The sequence below is a fragment of the Enterococcus sp. CR-Ec1 genome (assembly GCF_002850555.1).
Taxonomy (GTDB): Bacteria; Bacillota; Bacilli; order Lactobacillales; family Enterococcaceae; genus Enterococcus_D; species Enterococcus_D entomosocium.
The window spans coordinates 3,132,219-3,158,294 of record NZ_CP025223.1 but is presented as its reverse complement, the minus strand read 5'-3'; the positions used below and the strand labels follow the sequence as shown (position 1 = coordinate 3,158,294).

22 protein-coding genes are annotated in these 26,076 nt (G+C 43.3%); 18 read left to right on the top strand and 4 right to left on the bottom strand.

Annotated features, from left to right (window positions below; genetic code table 11):
* The first annotated feature begins 41 nt into the window (after positions 1–41).
* The 3 genes from CXM95_RS15025 (at position 42) to CXM95_RS15015 (ending at position 3,066) form a co-directional block, all read left to right on the top strand.
* On the top strand, positions 42–791 hold the full coding sequence (locus tag CXM95_RS15025) for an alpha/beta fold hydrolase (protein WP_008379569.1): 750 nt from the start codon (positions 42–44) through the stop codon (positions 789–791).
* A gap of 107 nt (positions 792–898) precedes the next feature.
* Entirely contained in the window at positions 899–1,861 is a 963-nt protein-coding gene (trhO, locus tag CXM95_RS15020; RefSeq protein WP_016612875.1) for an oxygen-dependent tRNA uridine(34) hydroxylase TrhO, read from the top strand.
* 266 nt (positions 1,862–2,127) lie between these two features.
* Positions 2,128–3,066 (top strand): 2-dehydropantoate 2-reductase, encoded by a 939-nt coding sequence (locus CXM95_RS15015; protein WP_008379573.1) that lies wholly within the window; start codon positions 2,128–2,130, stop codon positions 3,064–3,066.
* Positions 3,067–3,178: 112 nt separating this feature from the next.
* On the opposite strand, the gene CXM95_RS15010 is transcribed toward CXM95_RS15015, so the two are convergent.
* A complete protein-coding gene (locus CXM95_RS15010; RefSeq protein WP_101699353.1) occupies positions 3,179–3,967 on the bottom strand; it encodes a PHP domain-containing protein in 789 nt (262 codons plus the stop codon).
* 132 nt (positions 3,968–4,099) lie between these two features.
* Between CXM95_RS15010 and CXM95_RS15005 the strand changes: the two genes are divergently transcribed.
* The 6 genes from CXM95_RS15005 (at position 4,100) to CXM95_RS14980 (ending at position 9,791) form a co-directional block, all read left to right on the top strand.
* Positions 4,100–4,966 carry an AraC family transcriptional regulator gene (locus CXM95_RS15005; RefSeq protein WP_101699352.1) on the top strand — a complete coding sequence of 289 codons (867 nt, stop codon included), beginning with the start codon at positions 4,100–4,102 and terminating at the stop codon, positions 4,964–4,966.
* 234 nt (positions 4,967–5,200) lie between these two features.
* Positions 5,201–6,274, top strand: coding sequence for a Gfo/Idh/MocA family protein (locus tag CXM95_RS15000; RefSeq protein ID WP_101699351.1), 1,074 nt, complete (start codon positions 5,201–5,203; stop codon positions 6,272–6,274).
* 30 nt (positions 6,275–6,304) lie between these two features.
* Entirely contained in the window at positions 6,305–7,057 is a 753-nt protein-coding gene (locus tag CXM95_RS14995) for a sugar phosphate isomerase/epimerase family protein (protein ID WP_008380356.1), read from the top strand.
* Complete coding sequence (locus tag CXM95_RS14990; RefSeq protein WP_074536784.1) at positions 7,054–7,773, top strand: ThuA domain-containing protein; 720 nt, start codon at positions 7,054–7,056, stop codon at positions 7,771–7,773. Before CXM95_RS14995 ends, CXM95_RS14990 begins: the two co-directional genes overlap by 4 nt.
* Positions 7,770–8,738, top strand: coding sequence for a sugar phosphate isomerase/epimerase family protein (locus CXM95_RS14985; protein WP_101699350.1), 969 nt, complete (start codon positions 7,770–7,772; stop codon positions 8,736–8,738). The genes CXM95_RS14990 and CXM95_RS14985 overlap by 4 nt, the downstream gene beginning before the upstream one ends.
* Before the next feature lie 24 nt (positions 8,739–8,762).
* Positions 8,763–9,791, top strand: coding sequence for a Gfo/Idh/MocA family protein (locus CXM95_RS14980; protein ID WP_101699349.1), 1,029 nt, complete (start codon positions 8,763–8,765; stop codon positions 9,789–9,791).
* A 78-nt stretch (positions 9,792–9,869) separates the two neighbouring features.
* On the opposite strand, the gene CXM95_RS14975 is transcribed toward CXM95_RS14980, so the two are convergent.
* Entirely contained in the window at positions 9,870–10,778 is a 909-nt protein-coding gene (locus tag CXM95_RS14975) for an ArsR/SmtB family transcription factor (RefSeq protein WP_008380365.1), read from the bottom strand.
* Between the two features lie 246 nt (positions 10,779–11,024).
* Here CXM95_RS14975 and CXM95_RS14970 point away from each other — a divergent pair, with 246 nt between their 5' ends.
* From CXM95_RS14970 to CXM95_RS14930, 9 genes are all read left to right on the top strand, one after another.
* Entirely contained in the window at positions 11,025–12,266 is a 1,242-nt protein-coding gene (locus tag CXM95_RS14970; RefSeq protein WP_101699348.1) for an extracellular solute-binding protein, read from the top strand.
* A 159-nt stretch (positions 12,267–12,425) separates the two neighbouring features.
* Entirely contained in the window at positions 12,426–13,301 is an 876-nt protein-coding gene (locus CXM95_RS14965; RefSeq protein WP_101699347.1) for a carbohydrate ABC transporter permease, read from the top strand.
* Positions 13,302–13,312: 11 nt separating this feature from the next.
* Positions 13,313–14,146, top strand: coding sequence for a carbohydrate ABC transporter permease (locus CXM95_RS14960; protein WP_061053283.1), 834 nt, complete (start codon positions 13,313–13,315; stop codon positions 14,144–14,146).
* Between the two features lie 18 nt (positions 14,147–14,164).
* Entirely contained in the window at positions 14,165–15,958 is a 1,794-nt protein-coding gene (locus tag CXM95_RS14955) for a glycoside hydrolase family 2 protein (protein WP_087664606.1), read from the top strand.
* A 30-nt stretch (positions 15,959–15,988) separates the two neighbouring features.
* Positions 15,989–17,395: a glycoside hydrolase family 43 protein gene (locus CXM95_RS14950; RefSeq protein ID WP_101699346.1), complete on the top strand. Its 1,407-nt coding sequence runs from the start codon at positions 15,989–15,991 to the stop codon at positions 17,393–17,395.
* 205 nt (positions 17,396–17,600) lie between these two features.
* Positions 17,601–18,527 carry an alpha/beta fold hydrolase gene (locus tag CXM95_RS14945; RefSeq protein WP_101699345.1) on the top strand — a complete coding sequence of 309 codons (927 nt, stop codon included), beginning with the start codon at positions 17,601–17,603 and terminating at the stop codon, positions 18,525–18,527.
* A 125-nt stretch (positions 18,528–18,652) separates the two neighbouring features.
* Entirely contained in the window at positions 18,653–19,732 is a 1,080-nt protein-coding gene (serC, locus tag CXM95_RS14940; RefSeq protein WP_101699344.1) for a 3-phosphoserine/phosphohydroxythreonine transaminase, read from the top strand.
* On the top strand, positions 19,733–20,917 hold the full coding sequence (locus tag CXM95_RS14935; protein WP_005233935.1) for a phosphoglycerate dehydrogenase: 1,185 nt from the start codon (positions 19,733–19,735) through the stop codon (positions 20,915–20,917).
* Entirely contained in the window at positions 20,917–22,140 is a 1,224-nt protein-coding gene (locus tag CXM95_RS14930) for a DUF1015 domain-containing protein (protein WP_101699343.1), read from the top strand. Before CXM95_RS14935 ends, CXM95_RS14930 begins: the two co-directional genes overlap by 1 nt.
* A 43-nt stretch (positions 22,141–22,183) precedes the next feature.
* Here the strand turns inward: CXM95_RS14930 and CXM95_RS14925 are convergent, their stop codons facing one another.
* Together CXM95_RS14925 and CXM95_RS14920 are read right to left on the bottom strand one after the other, a co-directional pair.
* Entirely contained in the window at positions 22,184–23,533 is a 1,350-nt protein-coding gene (locus tag CXM95_RS14925; RefSeq protein WP_005231816.1) for an Nramp family divalent metal transporter, read from the bottom strand.
* A gap of 156 nt (positions 23,534–23,689) precedes the next feature.
* A complete protein-coding gene (locus CXM95_RS14920) occupies positions 23,690–26,032 on the bottom strand; it encodes an ABC transporter ATP-binding protein/permease (RefSeq protein ID WP_008380388.1) in 2,343 nt (780 codons plus the stop codon).
* Positions 26,033–26,076: the final 44 nt, after the last annotated feature.

The window sequence follows — 26,076 nt, the reverse complement described above, 5'->3', positions numbered from 1 at the left end:
TTTTGGCGACTTTTTGTATACTTAAGCTGAGGTGGAAAAGAATGAAATTAGCTGTTCGAAAAAGAAAAATCGGGAATATTCCGGTCTTAGAAGTCGTACCAGAAGAAATGATTTATGAGCCGCTGCCATTGATTATTTACTATCATGGCTGGCAGACGAGTAAAGAATTAGTGTTGACACAAGGCAGAAAGTTGGCTAGAGAAGGTTTTCGGGTGGTCTTGCCAGATGCAGCCAATCATGGGGAGCGCAAGACCCAGCTATCGGAGATTCCTTCTTTAACTTTTTGGCAAAGTATCCAAACCAATCTATTTGAGTTTTCTTACTTAGTCGATTTTTTTGAAAACCTTGGTTTGGTCAACGGTCAGATCGCAGTTGGCGGTGTCTCCATGGGAGGGATGACCACGTGTGGTTTATTATGCCAGCATCCAGAAATCACAGCGGCAGCTTGTATCATGGGTTCTCCTTCCATGTTGAAATACCGTGACCGCATCCAAATGCACGCCGGCGCTGCTGGGTTCTTTGTACCCGAGGATTATGGTCAGCTTTTAAGCTGGATGGATGCTTACGATCTGTCTTCTCAACCAGAGAAATTAGGACAGCGTCCCCTTTTATTTTGGCATGGTACCCAAGATGAGAAAATTCCTTATGCTGATGTGGAAGCCTTTGTGGCAGAAAATCCAGAAGCAAATCTGCAGTTTATCTCGCGAGAAGAACGCCATCTGGTGCGTGGAGAAACGATGGATCAAGTCACAGCTTTTTTCGTGGCAGAGCTCAATAAAACCAATCCATGACACTGTTTGCTCAAAGAAAAAGATTGTGTGAAAAGGTACAAGCATAAAACTCGTTTTTTGTCACGCGATAACCTATACTGTAGGGTGCAAAAAAAGGAGGAATTGGTTTGACATACCGCGTTTTATTATTTTATAAATATACAACAATTGAAGATCCGGAAAGCTTCGCCAAGGAGCATTTAGCATTTGGAAAAGAAATTGGCATCAAGGGCCGTATTTTAGTAGCCAATGAAGGGATCAATGGCACGCTTTCTGGAACGGTTGAAGCAACAAATCGCTATATGGAAAAAATGGAAGCTGATCCCCGTTTTAAAGGGATTTTTTATAAAATCGATGAAGTAGAAGAACATGCGTTTAAAAAGCTATTCGTTCGTCCGCGCAAAGAATTGGTTTCATTGAACCTGGAAGATGACATCGATCCATTAGAAATGACTGGAAAATATTTAGATCCTAAAGCGTTCAAAGAAGCTTTGTTAGATGAAGATACCGTGGTGATCGATGCCCGTAACGATTATGAATATGACTTAGGCCATTTCCGGGGAGCCGTTCGTCCCGATATCCGCAGCTTCCGTGAGTTGCCGCAATGGATCATCGATAATAAAGAAAAATTTATGGATAAAAAAGTCGTTACTTATTGTACTGGTGGTATCCGTTGTGAAAAATTCTCAGGCTGGTTGCTGCGAGAAGGCTTTGATGATGTGGCCCAACTTCATGGTGGTATCTTTGCTTATGGGAATGACCCAGAAGTTCAAGGCGAGCTTTGGGATGGCAAAATGTACGTCTTTGATGAACGCATTAGTGTGGAAATCAATCATGTGGATAAAAAAGTTATCGGTCGCGACTGGTTTGATGGCACACCTTGCGAGCGCTATGTAAACTGTGCCAACCCAGAATGCAATCGCCAATTTTTGACTTCTGAAGAAAATCAAGCTGCCCATTTAGGTGCCTGTAGCTATGATTGTGCCATCCACGAACACAACCGGTACGTGGAACAACATGGGATCACAGAAGCGGAAAAAGCTGAACGGCTAAAAAACTTTACAACAAACAATGAAACAGTCACTGCCTAAACCGACAACTGTTTCACAGGAAATAATTGAATAGAAGGGTCGCACGTGAGTCCGAAAACTGGTTTAGCTCAGTCAAGTTTTCAATCTTCCGTGCGACTTTTTTGAATGGACAAAATTGGAAACAACCGTTTTTTAATTATCTGAAAAATCTAACTATTCCAATTGTTCTTTTTTCTTTCCTATCGAGAAAAAACGCAAGGCTCTCGCATATTTCATGATTTTAGAGTAAACTATACCTAATTGTGGAAGAGGAAAGAGGAATTCAGATGAAAATTGTTATTGCTGGTGCAGGTGCTATGGGCAGCCGTTTTGCTATTATGCTAAAAAGAGGCGGAAATGACGTCACGTTGATCGACGGCTGGCCGGCGCATATCGAAGCGATCCGTGAACACGGATTACGAGCGAACTTAAACGGTGAAGAGATCGCAGTCCCTTTTTCGATCTATTCGCAAAATGAGATCCCAACGACTGTACAAGCAGACTTGATCCTGGTCTTTACTAAAGCGATGCAACTGGATCAAATGATGCAAACGATCAAACCGATGATCGGAGAGCAAACGAAAGTCTTATGCTTATTAAACGGGATCGGTCATGAGGACACGATTGAAAAATATGTCAGCACGGATAAAATCTTTTTAGGAAATACCATTTGGACGGCGGACTTGATTGGTCCTGGTAATGTTCGCTTGTTTGGGGATGGTTCTGTAGAATTGCAAAATATCGAACCGGGCAAAGAAGAAGATGCCCGTCAATTAGCGGCAGTCTTGGCTGATGCTGGGTTAAATGCGTCTTATTCTGAGAACATTCGCTACTCCATCTATCGCAAAGCCTGTGTCAACGGCACACTAAATGGTTTGTGTTCGATTTTAAATGTGAATATTGCCCAATTCGGACAAACCTCAACGGCGCGTGCGATGGTCCAAACGATTGTGGAAGAATTTGCGGCAGTTGCTACCCATGAATCTGTTGAACTGGATGTATCCGAAGTAGTCCACCATATTGAGGAAACCTATGATCCAGAAGGCATCGGAATGCACTATCCATCCATGTATCAAGATTTGATCAATAATCATCGCAAAACCGAGATCGATTATATCAATGGCGCAATCTCGCGAAAAGGCCGCAAGTACCAAGTGCCAACGCCTTATTGTGACTTTTTGACTCAAATGATCCATGCTAAGGAAGATATTTTAGCAGCAGAATAACCTAAGTAAATCTATTCTAAACATGCAAAAACGGCGTATCCTTTTAGGGTTCGCCGTTTTTTTTGTCCATTTATTGAAAATGTGTTGTTGTAGAGTGCATTCAAAGGTGACGCTATTGAGCAGTCAGATCCGCCATAAACCGTTCGCTACCTTGAAAGACCGCTAATTGATTGACACCAAAGGAACGCAATAGATCGCTCATCGCTGCAAAATCTAACCGATAGTCACTGGCTTTATGGGCATCAGAGCCGAGGGTGAACAATTTACCACCGACACTTTGATACAGCGGGATTGCATATTGATAAAGGTGGGCATTTTGATAGGGGCCAAAGCTCTTCGCGTTGATTTCCATCGCTAAGTCACGGGCAACGATTTTTTTGAAGATCGTCGTTAACTCTGTTTCAAAATGGGCGGCCAATTCCTCAGCTGTAAATTGGAAACGACGCAAGCCATAATCAAAGTGGGTCACGATGTGCCCGTCAGAAAACGAGTCCAACACGTGGGCCATTTGGTCAAAGTATTGTTTGGCGACTGCAAATTTGTCCTTGTTCAACACGGCATCGTCCATATAATCAAAGGTACCGTTTTGATGGATACTGATCAATTTCAAGTCATAGGGATGGCTTTCAAGATAGCGCAAGATTTCTTGTTCTTGACCAGGCACGACACCAATCTCGATGCCTTTTAAGAGTTTCGTCGCTGTGGTCTCTTGCAGCTTCTGGTGGGTATTTACTAGTAATTCATAGTCAGGAATATCATCACGGAATCCCGAATAGGGGTTCTTCAAATCGAAATGATCTGTCGCAACGAAGTAGGCAGGCTGGTAAGCAAGATAATTCTCAAACTGTTCATCTGAATCAAAAGACAAAAATGTATGCAGATGTTGATCATAATAATTCATAAACAAGACTCCTTTTCTTGAATACGATACCACAAAAAAGCAGAAGAAACTATGATTGGCTGAGAAAAGGTTTTCTCTTGGACAATTTTTCGCTTATAATAAATAAGAATAGAGCGAAGGAGTCGGTCAGCCATGAGTATGTACCTTGAAATTCCTGAATTTGAAAGTGAATTTCGTTTTCGAACGTTTCTAAATGATGGTTTGACCATCGTTTACCCCCATGTCCATAAAGAAATCGAGATCATTTACGCTAAGCGCGGCACGGTGAATATTGGTGTTGACGATATGATCATTGAGTTGGAGGAAGGGGATCTGTATCTTTTTTCCAGCGGGCAACCCCACTATTTTCTAGCATCGCCTGAGAGTGAACGCTATGTCTATCAATTTGATATGCAGCTTTTTGAAGAGCCGTTGCTTCGAGAAAATGAAGTATCCTTGATGACACTCTTTGAAGAAGGGGAGCCCCACAGCAAAAATTGGCCAACGAGTTTTACGGAAAAAATAACAGGTCTCTTGATCGAGTTGTATCAGTTGGAAGAGGAAAATGTTGTTGGGAAGCGTTATTTGACTCTCGGGCTGCTTTACCAGTTGATTGGGGAGTGCTATCAAGGTTTGCCTAAGCGCAAACAAGCCGTCAATCCGCTAAAACGAACGGCCGCACAATACAAAGAAACCTTGCAGCGTCTGAATGATGTCTTTGAGTACATCGAATCTCATTACCAAGAAGTCTTGACGATGGAGGACACCGCAAGACATGTAGGGTTTAGTCCCCATTATTTCACGCGTTTCTTTAAAACCAATACTGGCAAGACCTTCATGCAGTTTTTGACGGAATACCGCATCAATCAAGCCAAATTTATTTTGGCCAATGAAAAGATCCCCATGGCAGAAGTCGCTGAAAAAGCAGGTTTTGCCAGTGTCAAAACATTTCACCATGTCTTTAAGGAAGCCGTTGGTCAATCACCGTTGCAGTACCAGAAACAACTGAATCAAAATTGATAGAAACAGCCGATGAGCCTTTGCTTGTCGACTGTTTTTTTGTCAATTTGACACTATTTTTTTCTCGATAGTGTTTTTTTAAGCGCTTTTCATAAATTGTGGAGTGGTTCTTTTTGTTAAAGTTTCATAAGATAATTTTCGGGAATTTTTTCAATGGAAACTGGGAAGAACTGCTTTCGATGTTTCGCTATAATGAGGAGGTAGAAAATAATAAGCGTTTTCAGGAGGAAAGATATGACAGTTAAAGTTGGAATCATTGGGTGCGGTGGGATCGCAAACGGCAAGCACATGCCTGCCTTGTCTCAAGTAGAAGAAGTAGAAATGGTTGCCTTTTGTGATCTGCTGGTTGAACGTGCAGTTGAAGCGAAATCAGCATTTGGGACCGAAGATGCCCAAGTATTCAGCGATTATCAAGAAATGTTGGCACAAGCTGATCTAGATGTGATCCATGTGTGTACACCGAACGCCTCACATGCTGAGTTGACGATTGCCGCACTAGAAACGGATTGTCATGTCATGTGTGAAAAACCAATGGCAAAAACAGCGGCAGAAGCCAAAGCAATGATCGAAGCAGCTAACCGAACAGGGAAAAAACTCACGATCGGCTACCAAAACCGTTTTAGAAAAGATTCTCGTTATCTTCATGAAGTGTGCGCCGAAGGACAATTAGGAAACATTTATTTTGGGAAAGCTCATGCGATCCGTCGTCGGGCCGTGCCAACTTGGGGTGTTTTCCTTGATGAAGAAGCGCAAGGCGGCGGTCCGTTGATCGATATCGGTACCCACGCATTGGATCTGACCTTATGGATGATGAACAATTACAAACCAAAATTTGTTGTCGGAAAAGCGTATCATGAGTTGTCGCAAACCAAAAATGCCGCAAATGCTTGGGGCCCTTGGGATCCAGAGAAATTCTCAGTAGAAGATTCGGCCTTTGGTTTTGTGGTCATGGAAGATGGCGCAACGATTTTCTTAGAAGCTAGCTGGGCGCTCAACAGCTTGGATGTGAAAGAAGCCAAAACGACACTGATGGGCAGCAAAGCGGGTGCGGATATGAACAACGGTTTGACCATCAACGGAGAAGACCACAGTTTGCTGTATGAAAAAAATATCGAACTTGAAACAGGCGGCGTTGATTTTTATGAAGGAAACGGGGAGACGCCAGAAATTTTAGAAGCACAATCGTGGATCCATGCGATCATCAACGATACCGAACCAGTGGTCAAACCTGAAGAAGCAATGGTCGTGACGGAGATTTTAGAAGCGATCTACAAATCATCGCAAACCGGTGAGCCAGTCTACCTATAAGAACTGCTGGAAGAAAAGGAGCGAGCATAAATGACAAAACCGAAAATCGCTTTACAGCTTTGGAGTATTCAAGAGGACTGCAAGACAAATCTTTTTGATGCGTTGAAAACAGTAAAACAAAACGGCTATGACGGTGTTGAATTTGCCGGTTATCATGGACACAGCGCTGTTCAGATCAAAGAAATGCTGGAGCAGTTGGATTTGGCGGTCGCGGCTTCCCATATCCCGTTTGAAGCATTGCAAGATCGTTTTGAAGAAACCGTCGCTTTTGAAAAAACGATTGGCAATCAACGGATCGTGATTCCGTATGCCAGCTTTGATTCTTTGGAAAAATGGCAAGCCTTTGCTGCGGAGCTAACCCAGATCACCCAAAAATTGCAGGCAGAAGGGCTGATTTGCTACTACCACAACCATGCCCATGAATTTACTGAAGTTGCTGGAAAATCCATGATCGATGAACTGATCAAAGACAATCCGCAACTGCGTTTGGAAGCCGACCTTTACTGGTTAGCCTTTGCAAACGTGGCTATTTTACCTTGGCTAAAGGAACGCGAAACGAAGGTCGGCTTGGTTCATATCAAAGATATGCAAGAGCAGCCGCAGGAAAGCACCGAGATCGGCAATGGGATTTTACCAATTAAGTCGTATGTAGAAGCAGCTAAAGCATTAGAACTACCATGGCTGATCGTCGAGCAGGAAGCGTTTCAAAAATTCGCTCCTTTAGAAGCCAGCGGGATTGATTATCTGCAATTAAAAGACATCGTAGAGGAGGTCTACCAATGATCCATGTTACGGTATGGAACGAGTTTCGTCATGAAAAAACGAATGAGACCGTCCAAAAAATGTATCCAGAAGGAATCCATGGTCAAATTGCCAAGTTTTTAGCAGAGGATGATTTTCAAGTACGAACGGCGACCCTTGATGAACCAGAACATGGGTTGACGGAGCAAGTATTGGCTGACACGGATGTGTTGGTTTGGTGGGGCCATATGGCGCATGAAGAAGTCGATGATGCTATCGTTGCTCGTGTGCAGCAGCGTGTATGGGAAGGAATGGGACTGATCGTCTTGCATTCTGGCCACTTTTCGAAAATCTTTAAAACGTTGATGGGAACGTCGTGCGATTTGAAATGGCGGGTAGACGATCAGCATGCGCGGATCTGGAATGTTAATCCAAGCCACCCAATCGCTGAAGGAGTCGGCGAATGGATCGAACTAGAGCAAGAGGAAATGTATGGCGAGCACTTTGATATTCCAGCGCCGGATGAATTGATCTTTGTCAGCTGGTTCCCTGGTGGTGAAGTTTTCCGCAGCGGCTGTACATTCCGCCGTGGGAATGGCAAAATCTTCTATTTCCAGCCTGGTCATGAGACATTCCCAAGCTATTACAATCCCAAAGTGCAAAAAGTGATCCAAAATGCGGCTCGCTGGTGTGCACCAACAGAAAATCGTTACCCAACATATGGGCATTTTCAAGCAATTGAGGAGGAAAGAAAATGAAATTAGGTGTTTTTACCCCGTTATTCAATCAACTTAGCTTTGAAGAAATGATCGATGAAGTAGCGAAAAAAGGGCTCCAAACCGTTGAGATCGGTACCGGTGGTTCTCCCGGCAATGCCCACTTAGACATTGACTGTTTACTAGCAAGTGAAGCAGAGCGAAAAGAATACTTGGCAAAATTAGCTGATAAAGGATTGGAAATCTCAGCTTTGAGCTGTCACAACAACCCAATCTCTCCACTAAAAGCAGAAGCGCAAGAAGCCGATGAACTTTTGCGTAAAACCATCAAATTAGCCAGCTTAATGAATGTACCTGTTGTGAATGGTTTTTCAGGCGTTTCAGGCGGAAATGCAACAGATACACAAGTCAACTGGCCAGTATTGCCATGGCCGACGGAATACGATGACAATTATAATTATCAATGGGAACAAAAACTGATTCCTTATTGGAAAGGCATCAACACGGAAGCGGAAGCGGCTGGTGTTAAAATCGGGATCGAACTTCATGGCGGCTTTTTGGCACATACCCCTTATACGATGTTGAAACTGCGGGATGCTGCGGGTAAAGCCATCGGCTGTAACTTGGATCCAAGTCATTTATGGTGGCAAGGGATCGACCCAGTGGCAGCGGTCAAAATCTTAGGGGAAGCCGATGCGATCCATCACTTCCATGCCAAAGATACGTATTTGGACCAAGACAATATCAACATGCATGGCTTGACGGACATGCAGCCATATAGCAATGTCAAAACCCGAGCTTGGACCTTCCGTTCAGTCGGTTGCGGCCACAGCTTACAAGTCTGGTCAGATATTATTTCTGCACTTAGAATTTATGGGTATGATTATGTCTTGAGTATTGAGCATGAAGATCCAATCATGTCCATTGATGAAGGACTGAATCGTGCCATCAGCAACTTGAAGACGATTATGATCCGTGAAGAAGCTTCATCCATGTGGTGGGCATAAGAAGAAAACCGAGGAGTGTCAGACATGAGTGCAATCAATTTTGCAGTAATCGGATATGGCGGCATGGGTGCGTACCATGTCCACAATATCTTACCAAATGAAAACGAACGAATCCACATCGTAGGAACTTACGATATCAATGAAGAACGTCAAGCGATCTCACAAGAAAAAGGCCATAAGATCTTTAAAAGCTATGATGAAGTCTTAGCCGATGAGACGATCGAAGCAGTATTGATCGCCACACCTAATGACTTGCATAAAGAGTTATCGATCGCTGCATTGAGAGCAGGCAAACATGTTGTTTGCGAGAAGCCTGTTGCGCTGAATACTGCGGAACTAGATGAGATCGTGGCGGTTGCCCAAGAAACCGGCAATACCTTTATGGTTCACCAAAACCGCCGTTGGGATCCTGATTTTTTACTTGTACGCGAACTGTACCGTAATGGACAGATCGGCGATTTGTTCCAATTAGAATCACGGGTCCAAGGGGCAAACGGCATCCCAGGAGACTGGCGTCATGTGAAAAAACAAGGCGGGGGAATGCTCTTAGACTGGGGCGTTCACTTGCTAGATCAAATGCTATGGCTGATCGACAGCCCAGTGAAAGACGTCAAAGTGGATCTTAGCTTTGTGTTGGGGGAAGAAGTCGATGATGGGTTCTTCGCTTTGATTACCTTTGAAAATGGGGTCAAAGCAATCGTGGAAGTTGGAACCTCCAATTACACGCAATTGCCTCGCTGGTACATCAAAGGAACGGAAGGAACAGCCACCATCACCGATTGGGATCTAAATGGTGAAATGGTTCAGGCAACAGGTCGCGAAGACGTGGCCGCACCAAAACCAGTTCAAGCAGGCGTTGGCTTGACGAAAACGATGGCACCGCCATCGGAATTGGCAGCCAAAGAGATTCCTTTCCCGAAAGCCGAAGTGGATTTTGAACCTTTCTACAAGAATTTTTACAACGTTGTACGCAACGGTGCCGAACCTATCGTTAAAAACGAAGAAGTCCGAGCAGTGATGCAGTTGATCGAACGCATTTTTGCCACAGCGTAAGAGAATAGAAAAAAGCACTAGCTGAGGGAGTGGTCTCTCTTCGCTACGTGCTTTTTTTGTGTAATGGAACGACAACAGTCATTCCGATACGTAAAAATTGAACAATAAATCTTGAGGATAATTTCCCCATCGATCGCCGAAAATGGTCAAACCACCAGCGTTTTCGGCAGTTGCAGGTGCAGCAATTTTAAAGGTGAAAAAGTCACTGTGGTCTAAGTCGATTTCATTCAGGTTGTGATCTGTTAATTTTTCTCCATCGAGGGAAGTATCATAGCGATTGATGCGTAAATGCTTAAGCAATCCATATTGACTGAACTCATCGATCCACCATTGCGGAGTCAGAGAACCTCTGACATCCGAAAAGTTTCCTGGTACGGTGTAACTACCGATGCAGTGATTGTTTAAGTAAAAGGAAAGATCACTGGGCCAATAGTTATTCGAAATTGGGAACTCTGAAGCGATCTCCATACTGATTTCCAGTAATTCGATTTTTTCACCATTTTTCAAAGGATTTGGGATTTTGTATTCTAAAAAACCGTTATTTAGCCAGATGATACTTGCATCAACACGTTCTTGATCCAGAAAAGATTTTGGATCATCTAAGGCGCCAATCAAGCGGTCTTTGGTCGCCATTCCACAAGAAGGCTCAGCTTTAAAATCGGTGAAGTGGCCGATTTTCACAGATTGGGAGGTTAGATTCATTTCTGGAAACACTTTTGCTGGGAAATTGATATTGATGAAATCAGTTTTTAGAGACAAATATTTTTTCTTCCAGTCTTGCCCCGATCCTTTTTCGGTTTTGATCAACTGAGCTTCTTCGAGTTTACGGATATGTTTGGTCATTAAAGCATTGCTGATTGCTAATTTTTGTCCAATTTCACTGATGCTTTTCTTCTTATCGCCTAATTCTCTTAAAATCGCTAAGCGAGTTTCATTTGCCAGTGCTTCGTAGATCGGTAAAGATGCGTTTGTTAAATCCAATTCCATAGCGATCACCTCGTTATACTAAAATGTTTAATGAAAAGATAGTTTAATTATAACACAACCTTGTGGATTTACAAAATAGTAAAATGATATAATTTTTGGTTATGCCTTGTTAAAATAATGTTGACAGCGCTTTATATTTATAGTAACTTTACGGTGTAAACATTATTTGACGATAGTCTAACGATTATGTTTATTGATAATTGGATGTCATTTTACTTTTTAGTTAAATTAAAAGGAGTGTAAAAAATGAAAGTAAGTAAATCTATTGTTTTAGTAGGGACAAGCTTATTATGTACAGTGTTGTTAGCTGCTTGTGGCGGGAGTGGTAGCTCAAGTAATAATTCAGAAATTTTGCTTTGGTCTTCGACGACAGGACCAGACGGTGAAAAAATCAAAAAAACGATTGATCAATACAATGAAACAGACCCAGACTTTAAAGTGAAGTTAGTAAGCATGCAAGGTGACACCTTTACTTCAAAGTTGACGACTGCGGGGAAATCGGGGAAAGGTGTTCCTGATTTGGCTTTGATTGCCTCAGAAGCTTTGCCTACTTACAAACACCAAGACATGCTTGAAACTTGGGATGACATGATCGATGGGACAGAATTGGCACGGGAAAACTACGTTGAAGCTGCTTGGGACACTGGTGTAGTGGATGATAGTCAATATGGGATTCCGGCAACCATGGGTTCGTGGGTGATGTATTACAACCAAGATTTGGTGGATAAATATGTTCCAGGAGCGTTGGATGATGGCGTAGTGACGTATGAAGAAATCAGACAAGCTGGGGAAAAAGCAAAAGCAGATGGTATCTATAGTTTTGGCTATACATGGGGCATGCAGAATTATTCGAATCTCTACCAACAAATGGGTGGGGAATGGCAAGATGCACAAGGAAACATCAATATCGATAATGAGTATTCTTACAATGCCGTTCAAGAGTTTAAGGATCTGTACGATGCCGGCTACATGGTCCCAGATGGTGAAGATGCAAATAAACTTTTTGCAAACCAGCAGCTGATTTTTCTTCCAGAAGGAACATGGATGCTAAGTAATATGGAAGAAATCAGTGACTTCACTTGGGGCCAAACATTTACTCCTCAATGGGATGCGGAACATATCATTCAAGGTTCAGGCGTCGATCAGTTTGCAATGTTCAAAACGAACGAGGAACGTTTCGATGAAAAGAAAAGTGGCATGGTCGACTTTCTGACTTGGTTACAAGCAAACCAATTAGAGTGGGTCAAATCAGGTGCAAATCCTACTTCCTTAGCTATGCTAGACAATGAAGAATATGTTGAGATGCCACAATCCTTCTTATTGAAGACAGAAAAAGGACAAGCGGCAATTTCTGTTAACGCAGTTGATGGCTTATCGTATATCTTTGGTGAATATGATAATCGCTCATGGGACATGATCACAGGAAAAGCAGATATTCAAACGACGTTTGGTGAGATCCAAAAAGTTGTAGAAGAAAAGATGAAATAATCTTCTCACATAGAGGCTGTGGCAGAAGGAAGAGCGACCATAAAAAGAATTCAGTCTATTTTTTGATAGGGGAGGAATTCTGATGGGGAGGCTTAAAGGGCTGTCACAGTCGTTTCTTGTTGAGAGCTGCACTAGAAATACAAGGAAGGATGGGTATTGATGAAAAAAAGGTTAAATGGCTGGCCAATCGTTTTTATTGGTCCGCATATGCTCCTTTTTCTTTTATTCTTTTTAGTTCCTGCAGTGATTGGGATCTATGTTTCTTTTACTGAATGGGATCTGTTCAGTACACCGATTTTTGTCGGGTTTGATAATTTTCAAACGATTTTGTTTGATCAAGACTCGTTGTATCATACGCAATTTTTTAATGGAATGAAAAATACGCTGTTTTTTGCGGCAATCTCCGTTCCGTTATGTATTGTAATTCCCTTGTTACTAGCGGTTGCATTATATGCTAAACCAAAAATGATGCGTTTTTTTCAATCGATTCTCTACCTGCCAACACTGTTTGCAATCTCTGCCGTCATGATTATTTGGGGGTTCCTTTTGAGCAAATCTTTTGGGCCAATCAAAGAAGTATTCGGTATCGACATCAATTTTGTAGGCACGCAACCATGGGCATGGATCGCTATTTTGATCGTGACGATTTGGTGGACATTAGGTGGGAATCTAATTATTTATGTTGCTGCATTAAATGGCGTCTCTAAAGAGCAGTTAGAAGCAGCAGAATTAGATGGTGCAAATAGTATAACGAAATTTTTCCGTATTTCTTTGCCGAGTATTCGCAACCAGCTTGTTTTTACCACGGTCATGACGACCATCGCTCAGTTTAATATTTATGGTCAGCCACTAATGTTGACGGGTGGCGGACCCAACAATTCTACTCGCGTGTTGATGATGTACATCCAAGAAAATGCTTTTGGTAGTAGTACCTCGGTTGCAGGAATTTCTTCAGCGATGGCTATTTTACTAGGTTTTGTAATCATGGCAGTTTCGATTGTGCAATTTATGGTCATCAAAAAAATGGAAAGATAGGAGGGAAGAAGATGCGAGAAAACAAACTAGGGAAAAGAATTGCCTTTATTTTGCTAGCGATCGTCTGTGTGATTTGGCTCTTTCCTTTGATATGGGCAATTTTTACCTCGTTTAAATCGGAGGCAGAGATTCAAAAGGTTGGGTTCAGTTTGATTCCACAAGATTGGACGCTGACTAACTTTTTGGGCTTGTTACAAGGCAATGATTCTTCTCCTGTGTTCCGCTGGTTTGTGAATTCAATGATTATTTCAACTTCACATACGCTGTTGGTTATGGTGATCGTCTCGTTTGCAGCCTATGGCTATACACGACTCACCTTTAAGGGGAGAGATTTGATTTTTGCCCTATTGTTAGGAACGATGATGTTTCCCGGGGTGGTCAATTTGATCCCGAATTTTAAAATCGTTGATACGTTAGGTTGGACCAATACATTTCTGGCAGTCATCGTTCCTGGGGCTGCAGGTGTTTATAACATTTTCCTCGTTCGGCAGTTCATTTTAGGGATTCCTAAAGAATTGGATGAATCGGCTGTGATCGATGGGGCCAACGAGTTTCAAATCTTTTATCATATTATCTTACCACTGATCAAACCTGTATTGACGGTGGTTGCGTTATTTAGTTTTACTGGCTCATGGAATGACTTCTTGTGGCCATCGATCGTGATAAACGATATTGATAAATTACCGATTACACCGGGGCTGCAGTTGCTACAAGGGCAATACATGACCTATCCGGGAATTGGAACTGCCGGAGCAATCTTGGCTTTGATCCCTACCTTTTTATTGTATTTGGTGGCGCAAAAAAGCTTTATGGCGTCAATGTCGTTGCAAAGTGGCATAAAATAATTTGTTTTTGGAGGAAATATGAGTAGAGAAGAATACCCGAGACCGCAATTTGAGAGAGAGAATTGGTTAAGCTTAAATGGTGAATGGCAATTTACCTTTGATGACCAAAATCTTGGTTTAAAAGAAAAGTGGTACACAAATGAAGCAAACTATCCGTACAAGATCAATGTTCCCTTTGTCTATCAAAGTGCATTGAGCGGCATTGATCATCGAGAAGTGCACGACGTTGTATGGTATTATCGGACCTTCAATGTGCAAGTCCCTGAAAAAAGTCGTGTCCTTTTGCATTTTGGGGCGGTGGACTATGAAGCAGATGTGTTTGTCAATGGCAATCATGTGAAAAATCATTGCGGAGGGCATACCTCGTTTGCTATAGACATCACGGATGCTCTAGTATCTGGACAAGAGCAAATACTAAGTGTGCGAGCATTTGACCCGCATTTTGATGAAAGCATTCCACGGGGGAAACAATTTTGGGAAGAAGAATCAGCAGGAATCTGGTACACAAACTCAACAGGGATCTGGCAGCCAGTCTGGCTTGAAGTAGTTGCTGAAACCCATCTGCAACAGGTGAAATTTACGAGTGATTTTGATGCTGGCGCCGTGAAGATCGATGTAGAACTGAACCAGTTACAGCCGCAAGTAGTCTTAGAATATCAAATCTATTTTAAAGATGCTTTAGTTACCAGCGGAAAGGCAGACTTTATCACTTCTAAGTTGAGTTTTGCAGTTGATATTTTCCAGCAAGAAATTTTTCGGACGAATTTTCACCACGAAGGCTGGTCTTGGACACCTGAAAAGCCGCAATTATTTGATGTTGAATTGACGCTTAGAGAAGCAGGGAATGCCATCGATCAGCTAAAAAGTTATTTTGGTATGCGTAAAATACATACAGAAAACGGTATGATTTACTTAAATAACAAGCCTTACTACCAGAAGCTGGTGCTCGATCAAGGATATTGGCCGAGCGGTTTGTTAACTGCACCAACAGATGAGGACTTTAAACAAGACATCTTATTGGCCAAAGAAATGGGATTTAATGGTTGCCGAAAACATCAAAAAACAGAAGACCCACGCTTTTTATACTGGGCAGATAAATTAGGATTTCTTGTTTGGGGAGAGTGTGCGGCGCCGGCAATCTATACCGATCGTTCTGTGATGCGTTTGATGCAAGAGTGGGCAGAGATCATCACTCGGGACTATAGTCACCCTTCGATCGTTACTTGGGTACCAATCAATGAGAGCTGGGGTGTACCAAAAATATCATTTGATCGTCAGCAACAGCATTTTTCTCAAGCAATGTATCACTTTATCCATTCGCTAGACCAGCAACGGTTGGTTATTTCAAATGATGGTTGGGCGATGACGGAGACAGATATTTGTGCGATTCATAATTATGCGCATGGGCAAGAATCTGAGCGGCAAAAATATCTATACTTCAAAGACAGTCTCAGCACGAGAGAAAAATTGGTAAATCGAGTATCGACCCCCTGGCCGATTTTCGCTGGAGGATTTTCTTATCAGGATCAGCCTATTTTATTGACTGAGTTTGGCGGTATTGGCTTCGATGTTTCGGGGCAACCCGGTTGGGGCTATACCTCAGTGGAAAATCAACAAGATTTCTTGAAGGATTATCAGCGAATCATGACAGCTGTTTATGATTCTGTCGGACTCTGGGGCTATTGCTACACTCAGTTGACAGATGTTGAACAAGAAATCAATGGATTACTGACCTATGACCGCCAACCAAAAGTTGATTTGGCAGCGATTAAAGAGATCAATGAGCAGTTTCATCCACCACAGATAGAATAAAATGATTGGTAAGGAAAGGAGCGATGTCCGATGGGGAAATCAGCAGCTTGGCTCAGTGGAGTAAGTATCTTGATTGCTGCGCTTATGATAACCGGTTGTAGCGCTGGAACTGATCCAGGGGAAGAAGTGTCCGATTTTACATCAATTATCGATAATGATGGGGCAGATCCTTGGATCTTGCAAACGGAAGCGTTCTTTTATTATACCAAAACGACTGGGAATAATTTAACGCTTTGGCGTGCTGATAACCTCTCTCACGTTGCTGCTGGTGAAAAAAAGATCATCTGGGAAATGCCAGCAGAATTTGAAAGTATCTGGGCACCTGAGCTTCATTACTTAGATGATCGCTGGGTGATGTATTTCGCGGCTAATCGTCCTTCAGAAACACATCGTATGTACGCATTAGTCAATCATCAAAAAGATCCTTACATGGGTGAGTGGCAATTGGAAGAGATCAAAGGGATGGATGATAAATTTGCGATTGATGGAACAGTCTTAGAGATCAATGACAAACGCTATTTCCTTTGGTCGGGCTGGGAAGGGTATGAAAATGTCGCGCAAAATCTTTATTTAGCGGAAATGGCCTCCCCTACGGAAGTGATTGGGGAGAAACGACTTATCTCAGAACCAGAATATGAATGGGAAATGCGGCAAACACCATTGATCAATGAAGCCCCTCAAGTGATGATCAAAGACGAAACAGTCAATTTGGTATACTCTGCCAGTGGAAGCTGGGACAATGATTACGCTCTTGGTCTTATGACCCTAGATGTGGCTGATGATCCGCTAGAAAGAGCGAACTGGCAAAAGGAACCAGCGCCGATTTTCCAACAGACAAACACTGTCTATGGACCTGGTCATAATGGATTTTCCAAATCAAAAGATGGTTCTGAAGACTGGCTGATTTATCATGCTGCTCGGTGGGATCATTCGGGCTGGAACCGTTCGATCCGCTTACAAAAGTTTGGTTGGGATCAAGAGGATAAAATTCTAATGGAAGCTCCTTTGGATGAATGGCATGTTCAAGCGTTGCCAAAAGCTGAGCCCAATCGACTGCGATTAACTGCTAGCCGTGCTTTGCTGGAGGGCGATTTAGTGCTTGTCGAAGATGAGGCAGCACTCTCTAAGAAAGTCGTCCAAGGCTTTGAATCAACGACTGACAAAATTATCTTTGCCCCGCAGATTGAAGAAGCAGACGAATTTCTGGTGATTGCCTATGTCAAAACCACTGATTATCTCTCCTTGAATGACCCAATTCAGGTCAGGATTGAAACGAAACAAGCAAACCACGTGGTGGATGTCTATCCTTCCGAATATTATCAACCGCTACAAGTCCGCATGAAGTTACCGAAAGGGGCGCAGGAAATCACCCTTTCGTCTGAGATTGGGGTGGATACGCTAAGTATTGATCGTTTAGAAATCGTCAAATTCCAATAAAGAATAATGAGGAAGTTTTTTTAATCCAAGCGATGGGTGATTATCGTTTGACTCCTGCTACTTTGTCTTTAGACTATGTGGCAGGATTTTTTTATCCTTGAAAATTCCCAACTCCTACCGCCATAGCCTAAAATTCCATGTATAATAAAGAAAACGACCGTTTTATTTGGCGAAGGGAAAAGAAAAAGCAAAAGAGGTGCGAACTATGAGGATGAATCAAGAAAAGCTGACTTCATCAAATGGGAAGGATCAGCTTTTTGTCAAAACGTGGCTGCCAGAAGAACAGCCGAAAGCAGTCGTGCAAATCGTTCACGGAATGATCGAACACATTGAACGTTACCACGAGTTTGCGGAATGTTTGACTGTGCAAGGCTATGCGGTGGTCGGTCATGATCACTTAGGGCATGGGCAATCCGTGAAGGACACACAGGCTTATGGGCATTTTGGTGAAAAAGAGGGTGCCAAACATTTAGTGGCAGATGTGGCAATAGTCCATCAGTACGCCGCTGCTTGCTATCCAGACCGACCATACTTTATCTTAGGTCACAGTATGGGATCGCTGGTTTTGCGGAATTATTTGTTTAGTCAGCCACATCCATTGACAGGAGCGATCATCATGGGCACCACGATGGAAAAAGCCGTGCTGATGCAAGGAGGTAAACTCGTTACGAACTTGTTGCGGCCGTTTGCCGCTCAGCAATGGCCTTATCACGTAATGGAACAGCTAGTTTTTGGCCAGCACAACCGGCGTTTTCGTCCCAATCGGACCGCCAAGGATTGGTTGACCAGTGATCCGCAACAAGTGGATCGCTATTTGAAGGACCCTTACACCCAATTTCATTTTTCTTTAGCAGCTTACAAGGATCTCTTTACATTGACACAAGCTGCCAGTGATCCGGATCAACTGCGCAAGATTGATTCAGAATTGCCGCTGCTGCTGATTTCAGGTGGAGACGATCCTGTTGGGCACTATGGCAAAAGCGTCCGCCAATTGGCTCAGCAACTGAAGCAAAATGCTGACGTGACGATGTATTTGCTCGAACATGGCCGTCATGAGATTTTGAATGAGCGCAACCGCGAGATCGTTTACAATGAAATTTCTCGCTGGCTATTTGAAAAAATGCCGAAATGACGAACGTTAAGAAATTGGTAGTCTTTTCTGAAAATTCAAAATTATTTTCTCTTTTAAGGCTTTTTTCATTTTCGGCTATCTGTTATAATGATTTTCACATCTAACATAAAGGAGAGATTTTTTGTATGACAGTTTATAACTTTTCAGCTGGTCCTGCCGTATTGCCCCGTCCCGTATTGGAGAAAGCACAATCCGAACTTTTGAATTACCGCGGAAGTGGGATGTCCGTTATGGAGCTGAGTCATCGGTCCTCCTTGTTTGAAGCAATCATTAAAGATGCAGAAGCACTTTTACGAAAATTAATGGGAATTCCTGAAAACTATCAGGTACTGTTTTTACAAGGCGGCGCGAGTCTCCAATTCAGTATGATCCCTTTGAATCTTGCACAAAACAAAAAAGCCTTATACGTAAATACCGGTTCTTGGTCGAAGAAAGCTATTGAAGCAGCAAAAGCGCTTGGAAACGTGACGGTGGAAGTCATTGCCTCTAGTGAGGATCAAAACTTTACTTATATTCCAGAAATTTCAGAAGATGCGATCGATCAAGAAGCGGCTTATTTGCATATCACCACGAACAATACCATTGAAGGGACGGCCTTTCAAACGATTCCGCAGGCTGGCAATGTGCCGATCGTAGCAGACATGTCCTCAAATATTTTAGCCAATGACTATCGCGTAGAAGACTTCGGTGTGATTTATGCTGGGGCCCAAAAGAATATTGGTCCTGCAGGGTTGACGGTAGTGATCATCCGAGAAGATTTACTCAATGATGATGCTGTTTTCTCTCCAATGCTGGATTATCGTCTACAGGCTAAAAATGACTCATTGTACAATACACCACCAACGTATGCTATCTATATTGCTAAATTGGTGTTTGAATGGTTGGAAGAATTAGGCGGCATTCCTGCAATTTTAGAACAAGACCGCCAAAAAGCGGCGCTTTTATACGAAACGATCGAAGCCTCTGCTCTTTACAGTAGTCCTGTGGCTGTTGATAGCCGTTCACTAACGAATATTCCTTTTGTAACAGGGGATAAAGCATTAGATCAGCGCTTCAATGAAGAAGCTGTCAAAGCTGGTTTTGAGAACTTGAAAGGGCATCGTTCCGTTGGAGGAATGCGAGCAAGCTTGTACAATGCCTTTCCATTAGCTGGCGTTCAAGCGTTAGTCGACTTTATGAAATCATTTGAAGCGGAGGTCAAATAAATGTTCCAAATCAAAACATTCAATGCGATCGCACCAGAAGGATTACAGCGTTTAGAAAAAGAAAAGTATGCCATCAACGAGAGCGACCAACCGCAAGGGATTTTGCTGCGCAGCCAGAAATTGCACGATTACGCTTTTCCTGAAAGTGTCTTAGGTATTGCTCGTGCAGGGGCTGGGACCAACAACATTCCCGTCAAAGCATGTACTGAAAAAGGGATCGTCGTCTTTAATACACCCGGTGCCAATGCCAATGCGGTCAAAGAATTAGTGATTGCTAGTCTGCTCTTAAGTGTCCGCCCGATTTTACGAGGTGCCCAATGGGTCCAAACCTTGAACGGTGATAATGTGGAAGAACAAGCAGAAGCACAAAAAAGTCAATTTGCTGGAACAGAGTTAGAAGGTAAAAAGTTAGGAATCATCGGCCTTGGTTCTATTGGAGCGATGGTTGCCAACGATGCTTATCGTCTAGGGATGGAAGTAGTCGGTTATGATCCTTACGTGTCAGTGGATACTGCTTGGACGATCTCTCGTCGGGTCAAGCGTGCCAATGATATTGCGGAAGTCTTTTCAACCTGTGATTTTATTACGGTTCATGTACCGCTAATGGAAAACACCCATCATCTCGTCGGGGAAGCCGAACTTGCGAAAATGAAACCAACAACGAAACTATTCAACTTTTCCCGTAAAGAAATCGTCGATACAGATGCCGTTTTACGTGCATTAAAAGCCGACCGTTTAGCGGGCTATACGACTGATTTTGCAGATGAACAATTGCTGCACAATGAAAAAGTACTCGTCTTGCCGCATTTAGGTGCATCAACAGAAGAAGCTGAAGTCAACTGTGCCAAGATGGCAGCCCGAACATTGAAAAAATTCTTGGAATTCGGGACCATCAAGCGCTCGGTGAATTTTCCAACCGTTGAGATGGCTTTTCATTCGCCTTATCGTCTGACGATCATCAATCGCAATGTACCGAATATGTTAGGTCAGATTTCGTCGATCATTGCGGAATCTGGGATCAATATCGACAATATGCTGAATCGTGGACGGGAAGACTTTGCTTACACCCTAGCCGATGTCGCTTCTGAAGATGAGGCATTGTTGAATCAATTAGCCGATAAACTGCGGGAGAACGAAAATATCGTTCGTGTACGGGTCATCAAAAATCAGGAGGTTGGGTATTAATGGTTCAAGTATTTCCGTTTAAAGCCATTCGTCCAGAAGCCTCATTGGCAGAAAAAGTGGCCGAGCTGCCTTATGACGTGGTCAATTCACAAGAAGCCGCAGCGTTTGCGCAAGGCAATCCTTACAGCTATTTCCACATCGACCGTTCGGAGATCGACTTGCCAGGAATCGATCCTTATGATCCACAGGTGTATCAAAAAGCGGCTGAAAATCTTGCATCTTTTCAAGAAGAAGGCTGGTTGATTCAAGAAACGGCGCCCGCATATTATTTGTATGAATTGACGATGGCTGGCAGAAGTCAAACTGGGCTTGTCGCCTGTACCTCGATCGATGATTATGTCGCTGGGAAAATCAAGAAACACGAGTTTACCCGTCCAGAAAAAGAAATCGATCGGATCAATCACATTCTGGCATGTGATGCCAATACAAGTCCGATTTTCTTGAGCTATCGCCAACCAGCAGCAGTCAAAGAAGCAATCGATGCGTGGCAAGCAGAGCATGCGCCGATCTATGATTTTGTCAGCTATCATGAGGTGCAGCATCGTGTTTGGCTGATCGATGATCCAGCGCTAGTCGCCTCTTTTGCCCAGCAGTTTCAGGCTGTAGATGCCCTCTATATTGCGGATGGACATCACCGTACAGAGTCAGCAGTTAAAGTTGGCTTGCAAAAGCGAGCCGATGGCCAAAGCAGCCAAGAAAGCGACCGCTTTTTAGCAATCTTATTCCCAGAAAATGAATTAGCGATTTGGGAATACAATCGGGTCTTGCGGGTACCAGTGCCAGAAACCTTTTTTGAGCAGGCAGCCCAGCATTTTACGATTCAAGAAACTACAACGAAGAAACCAGCGCAACGTGGTTCGATTCATCTGTACCTAAACCATGCGTGGTGGGAGTTGACCATCAAACCGGAATCTGTGCCGCAAGATGCGGTAGGACAGCTGGATGTGTCGCTTTTACAACAATACGTGCTGGCTGATATTTTCGCGATCCAAGATGTGCGGACAGACAAACGCATTGATTTTGTCGGCGGAATTCGTGGTCCAGAAGAATTGGAACGTTTGGTAGATAGCGGAGAATGGACATTGGCCTTTTCCATGTATCCAACGCAAATGGCCGATCTTTTGGCAGTCGCCGATGCGGGAGAAATTATGCCGCCAAAATCAACTTGGTTTGAACCAAAACTGTTGAGCGGTCTGTTTTTACATGATTTAGAAACGAATTAACCAAAAAAAGCTTACGAGGCTAGCTCGTAAGCTTTTTTCGATATTAGAAGTTGCCGAGTGTTTCGATGATCAAGCGGACATTCAAGACCGTCAGTGCAATGGCACAGATCCAGCCTAAGGTAGAGACCCATAGCGGATTCTTGAAGCGTTCCCCCATGATTTTTTTTGAGCTGGTAAAAAGAACCAACGGAATCATCGAAACGGGTAAGGCGATGCTTAAAAAGACTTGCGAATAAATCAGCAGATCGTCCAAGGCTTGTTCGTTGCCGCCAAAGTAAATCGTACAAAGCAAGACGGGGATCACCGATAAGCCACGGGTGATCAGACGTCGCGCCCAAGTAGGGATCTTCATATGGATAAATCCTTCCATCACGACTTGCCCCGTCAGTGTCCCAGTGATCGTTGAATTTTGACCAGATGCCAAGAGCGCCACGGCAAACAGAACGCTCAAGACTGGACTGGCGACAGCACCAGCAATGGAGGAATCTTGCAAAGCATCGAACAGCGCGGAGAAGGTGCCGACTTCTTCGCTATGACCAAAGAACAAGGCGCTTCCTAAGATCAAAAGCAGGCAATTGACCAAAAAGGCAGCGGATAATTGGATATTGGAATCCCAAGTAGCGAACCGCACGGCCGTTGCCACTTCTTGGGTATCGCTGCGATCGATTTTTCGTGATTGGGAGATCGAAGAATGCAGATAGAGATTATGCGGCATCACAGTCGCACCAACGATCCCCAACGCCATTGTCAGCTGTCCATGGTTCAAGACTTGCTTTTGGGGAATAAAGCCTTGCAAGACAGCAGGCAAATTTGGTTGAGCAATAATGACTTCGTAACAAAAGACCAGCATAATGACCAAAATCAGTGTCATGACGATCGCTTCGATTTTTCGGAAACCCAATTTCATTAAAAAGAGCAGAAGCAATACATCGAAAATCGTTAAGATGACCCCAACTAATAAAGGTAAGCCGAATAGTAGATTGAGAGCGATCGCTCCTCCGATCACTTCCGCGATATCCGTTGCCATGATAGCCAATTCGGTGACGATCCACAAGACAAAGCCTAAACCTTTGCTGGTGTGTTTACGAGTTGCTTGCGCAAGGTCCATCTGGGTCACGATCCCTAGCTTGGCTGCCATGTATTGCAGCAGCATAGCGATCAAACTGGAAATCAAGATCACAGAAAGTAAGAGATAGCCATATTCAGCACCGCCACCGATCGAGGTGATCCAGTTTCCTGGGTCCATATAGCCCACGGCTACCAATGCCCCAGGACCAGAGAACGCTAAGAGATTGCGCCAAAAGCTGCCGTTTTTTGGAATGGCAACTGTATTATTTATTTCTTCCAAGCTAGGACCGTTGGCCGCTTGGATCAATTTTTTTTCATCATTCATCGTTTCACACCCTATCTTTTTAGGTATACCTAAAAACAAATCTATTGTATTCCTCATTTATGGATTTTTCAAGAGAAACCTTTTGGAAGTCAGAAGGAAGGACAAAAAAACAGCAGCCAAAGGAATGGCTGCTGTCTGCTGGGTTTTCTTATAAAATTAGTCGGCGCGTAAAGCGATCGCTGCATCTTTTTTCGCTGCCATTCGAGCTGGAATGTGGCCGCCGATCATCGTTAGGACGGTGCTGACAGCAATCAAGATCAGGCCGTGGACCGGATTTAATTGAGCAACATTTTCGAGATCAGTCATACTATATAAGATTGCGTTGATCGGGAATGTGGCTAACCAAGCAATGAGGACACCTAAAGCTCCTGAAGCGATCCCTAAAATACAGGTTTCGGCATCGAAGACGCGGGTGATGTCTTTTTTACGAGCACCTAATGCTTTTAAGACCCCAATTTCTTTCGTGCGTTCTAGTACAGAGGTATAAGTGATGATACCGATCATGATCATGCTGGTTACCAAGGAGATTCCTGCAAAAGCGATCAAGACATAGGTGATGGCATCCATCAAGCCGCCAGTCAATTGAGTCATCGTACCGGCTAAATCGGAATAAACGATTTGGTCTTCTTTGTCTTTGCCTTTGTTGAAGTCATCCAAGTAATCAAGAATTTTTTCTTTGGCACTGAAATCATTTGGATAGATCATAATGCTGTTTGGTAAATCACTGCCGCCGAGATAAGCGATCAATGAATCTTTGGCACTTTCGTCAACGGGTTCATTCGTCATCACGTTGGTGTCGCTATCTTTTTGTGCTTGGACGATCGCTGAGTCTTGGTTTTCTTTGATCACTTCTTGCGCGAGGGCATCACTGTAGGCAATGCCGGTTGAAAGCAAGTTCATCGTAGAGTTTTGCTTGATACGTAAGATTCCGCTGATCGTTAATTCTTTGTTGTTGCTGTTATCGAAAACTTCATTTAAATCTTGGTTTGGAATGAAGTTTCCAGTCGGCAATTCGGTGTAAAAGGCATCATTAGACGCCAATGTGATTTTTGTTCCCACGATATCGTCGAAGGAAACCGTGTCACCATCTTCAATATCAAAACCGAGATTGATCAATGCATTGACATTCGTTACGTTGTTTTCATCGACGATCAAAACGACATCTGTGCTGGCACTTGGGTAGCTGCCTTCTAAAAGGTCATAGTTGTCTTTCAAGAAATTGCCGTTATCCTCTGATAACTGCTCAGGGAAAGTCGAAACCCCAATACCGGTTGAGGCACTCATGGCAGACATCATGGCATTGGTCTGTTCATTGTCAGGCGACGCGTTGGAGAAGCTGACTTGTTCCACATTGTCATCGATCTTGCGGAAAAGATTCAATGAAGTTGAACGAGTGTAGCCGATATTGTTACTTAACTCAGGATCAATGTCGTTGATGTAATCGAGAAACTCTTGATCGATTTTGTTGATATGGGTTGCACGATCCGTATCACTTAATTTGGCAGTGACCTCTTTATCTGAAGGGAAATCTTCAGATTTATCCCGCGTACCCATCGCTGATGGATCTTGTTCAGTGGCCACTTGTGAGATCGTGATCGGAAAACGAGCTAATGTTTCTGACTGGGTATTGTCGATTTGTTTTTGGAATCCCGTTGATAGTGACAAAACAATGGCGATTCCGATGATTCCGATACTAGAAGCAAAGGCTGTCAAGAAGGTGCGCCCTTTTTTGGTTCGGATATTGTTAAACGACAAACGTAAGGCCGTCATAAAACTCATTTTTGTGTGCTTTAATTCGAATTGGTCTTTCTTTTGGCCTTCGACATGGGGGTTCGAATCTTTAATGATTCGTCCGTCTTTGAATTCAATGATCCGTCCAGCGTATTTGTGGGCCAATTCAGGATTATGAGTAACCATGATGACCAATTTTTCTTTTGATAGCTCTTGGATCAGTTCCATGATTTGGACACTTGTCTCTGAATCTAAGGCACCTGTAGGTTCATCACAAAGGAGGATATCAGGATCATTTGCTAAGGCACGAGCGATCGCTACCCGCTGCATTTGACCACCAGAAAGCTGATTTGGTTTTTTGTGCATATGCTCAGCTAAGCCCACACGCGTCAAAGCATCGGTTGCTTTGGCGCGTTTTTCTTCTTTTGACACACCGCTCAAGGTCATTCCAAGCTCGACGTTGTCGATGATGCCTAAATGACTGATCAAATTGTAGCTTTGGAAGACAAAGCCGATCGAATTGTTCCGATAGGCATCCCAGTCGCGGTCTTTAAAGGACTTGGTTGATTTGCCATTGATGATCATATCACCAGAGTCGTAATTATCTAAGCCGCCGATCACGTTCAACATGGTTGTTTTCCCAGAGCCGCTTGGCCCTAAAATGGCAACAAACTCTTGTTTACGAAAGGCGACGGTGACGCCGTCGAGGGCTTTCGTAGTACTGGCGCCAACTGTATAATACTTCTTGATATCTTTTAATTCTAACATGGGGTCACTCTTTTCTTGCCGTTTTCACGATTATTTTCATTATG

Coding starts and splice junctions, on each gene's coding strand:
- CXM95_RS14960 (WP_061053283.1), top strand. CDS start 13,313: ATGCGAGAAAACAAACTAGGGAAAAGAATTGCCTTTATTTTGCTAGCG.
- CXM95_RS14935 (WP_005233935.1), top strand. CDS start 19,733: ATGTTCCAAATCAAAACATTCAATGCGATCGCACCAGAAGGATTACAG.
- CXM95_RS14955 (WP_087664606.1), top strand. CDS start 14,165: ATGAGTAGAGAAGAATACCCGAGACCGCAATTTGAGAGAGAGAATTGG.
- serC (WP_101699344.1), top strand. CDS start 18,653: ATGACAGTTTATAACTTTTCAGCTGGTCCTGCCGTATTGCCCCGTCCC.
- CXM95_RS14980 (WP_101699349.1), top strand. CDS start 8,763: ATGAGTGCAATCAATTTTGCAGTAATCGGATATGGCGGCATGGGTGCG.
- CXM95_RS15025 (WP_008379569.1), top strand. CDS start 42: ATGAAATTAGCTGTTCGAAAAAGAAAAATCGGGAATATTCCGGTCTTA.
- CXM95_RS14970 (WP_101699348.1), top strand. CDS start 11,025: ATGAAAGTAAGTAAATCTATTGTTTTAGTAGGGACAAGCTTATTATGT.
- CXM95_RS15005 (WP_101699352.1), top strand. CDS start 4,100: ATGAGTATGTACCTTGAAATTCCTGAATTTGAAAGTGAATTTCGTTTT.
- CXM95_RS14985 (WP_101699350.1), top strand. CDS start 7,770: ATGAAATTAGGTGTTTTTACCCCGTTATTCAATCAACTTAGCTTTGAA.
- CXM95_RS14920 (WP_008380388.1), bottom strand. CDS start 26,032: ATGTTAGAATTAAAAGATATCAAGAAGTATTATACAGTTGGCGCCAGT.
- CXM95_RS14990 (WP_074536784.1), top strand. CDS start 7,054: ATGATCCATGTTACGGTATGGAACGAGTTTCGTCATGAAAAAACGAAT.
- CXM95_RS15015 (WP_008379573.1), top strand. CDS start 2,128: ATGAAAATTGTTATTGCTGGTGCAGGTGCTATGGGCAGCCGTTTTGCT.
- CXM95_RS15010 (WP_101699353.1), bottom strand. CDS start 3,967: ATGAATTATTATGATCAACATCTGCATACATTTTTGTCTTTTGATTCA.
- CXM95_RS14930 (WP_101699343.1), top strand. CDS start 20,917: ATGGTTCAAGTATTTCCGTTTAAAGCCATTCGTCCAGAAGCCTCATTG.
- CXM95_RS14975 (WP_008380365.1), bottom strand. CDS start 10,778: ATGGAATTGGATTTAACAAACGCATCTTTACCGATCTACGAAGCACTG.
- CXM95_RS15000 (WP_101699351.1), top strand. CDS start 5,201: ATGACAGTTAAAGTTGGAATCATTGGGTGCGGTGGGATCGCAAACGGC.
- CXM95_RS14965 (WP_101699347.1), top strand. CDS start 12,426: ATGAAAAAAAGGTTAAATGGCTGGCCAATCGTTTTTATTGGTCCGCAT.
- CXM95_RS14925 (WP_005231816.1), bottom strand. CDS start 23,533: ATGAATGATGAAAAAAAATTGATCCAAGCGGCCAACGGTCCTAGCTTG.
- CXM95_RS14950 (WP_101699346.1), top strand. CDS start 15,989: ATGGGGAAATCAGCAGCTTGGCTCAGTGGAGTAAGTATCTTGATTGCT.
- CXM95_RS14945 (WP_101699345.1), top strand. CDS start 17,601: ATGAGGATGAATCAAGAAAAGCTGACTTCATCAAATGGGAAGGATCAG.
- CXM95_RS14995 (WP_008380356.1), top strand. CDS start 6,305: ATGACAAAACCGAAAATCGCTTTACAGCTTTGGAGTATTCAAGAGGAC.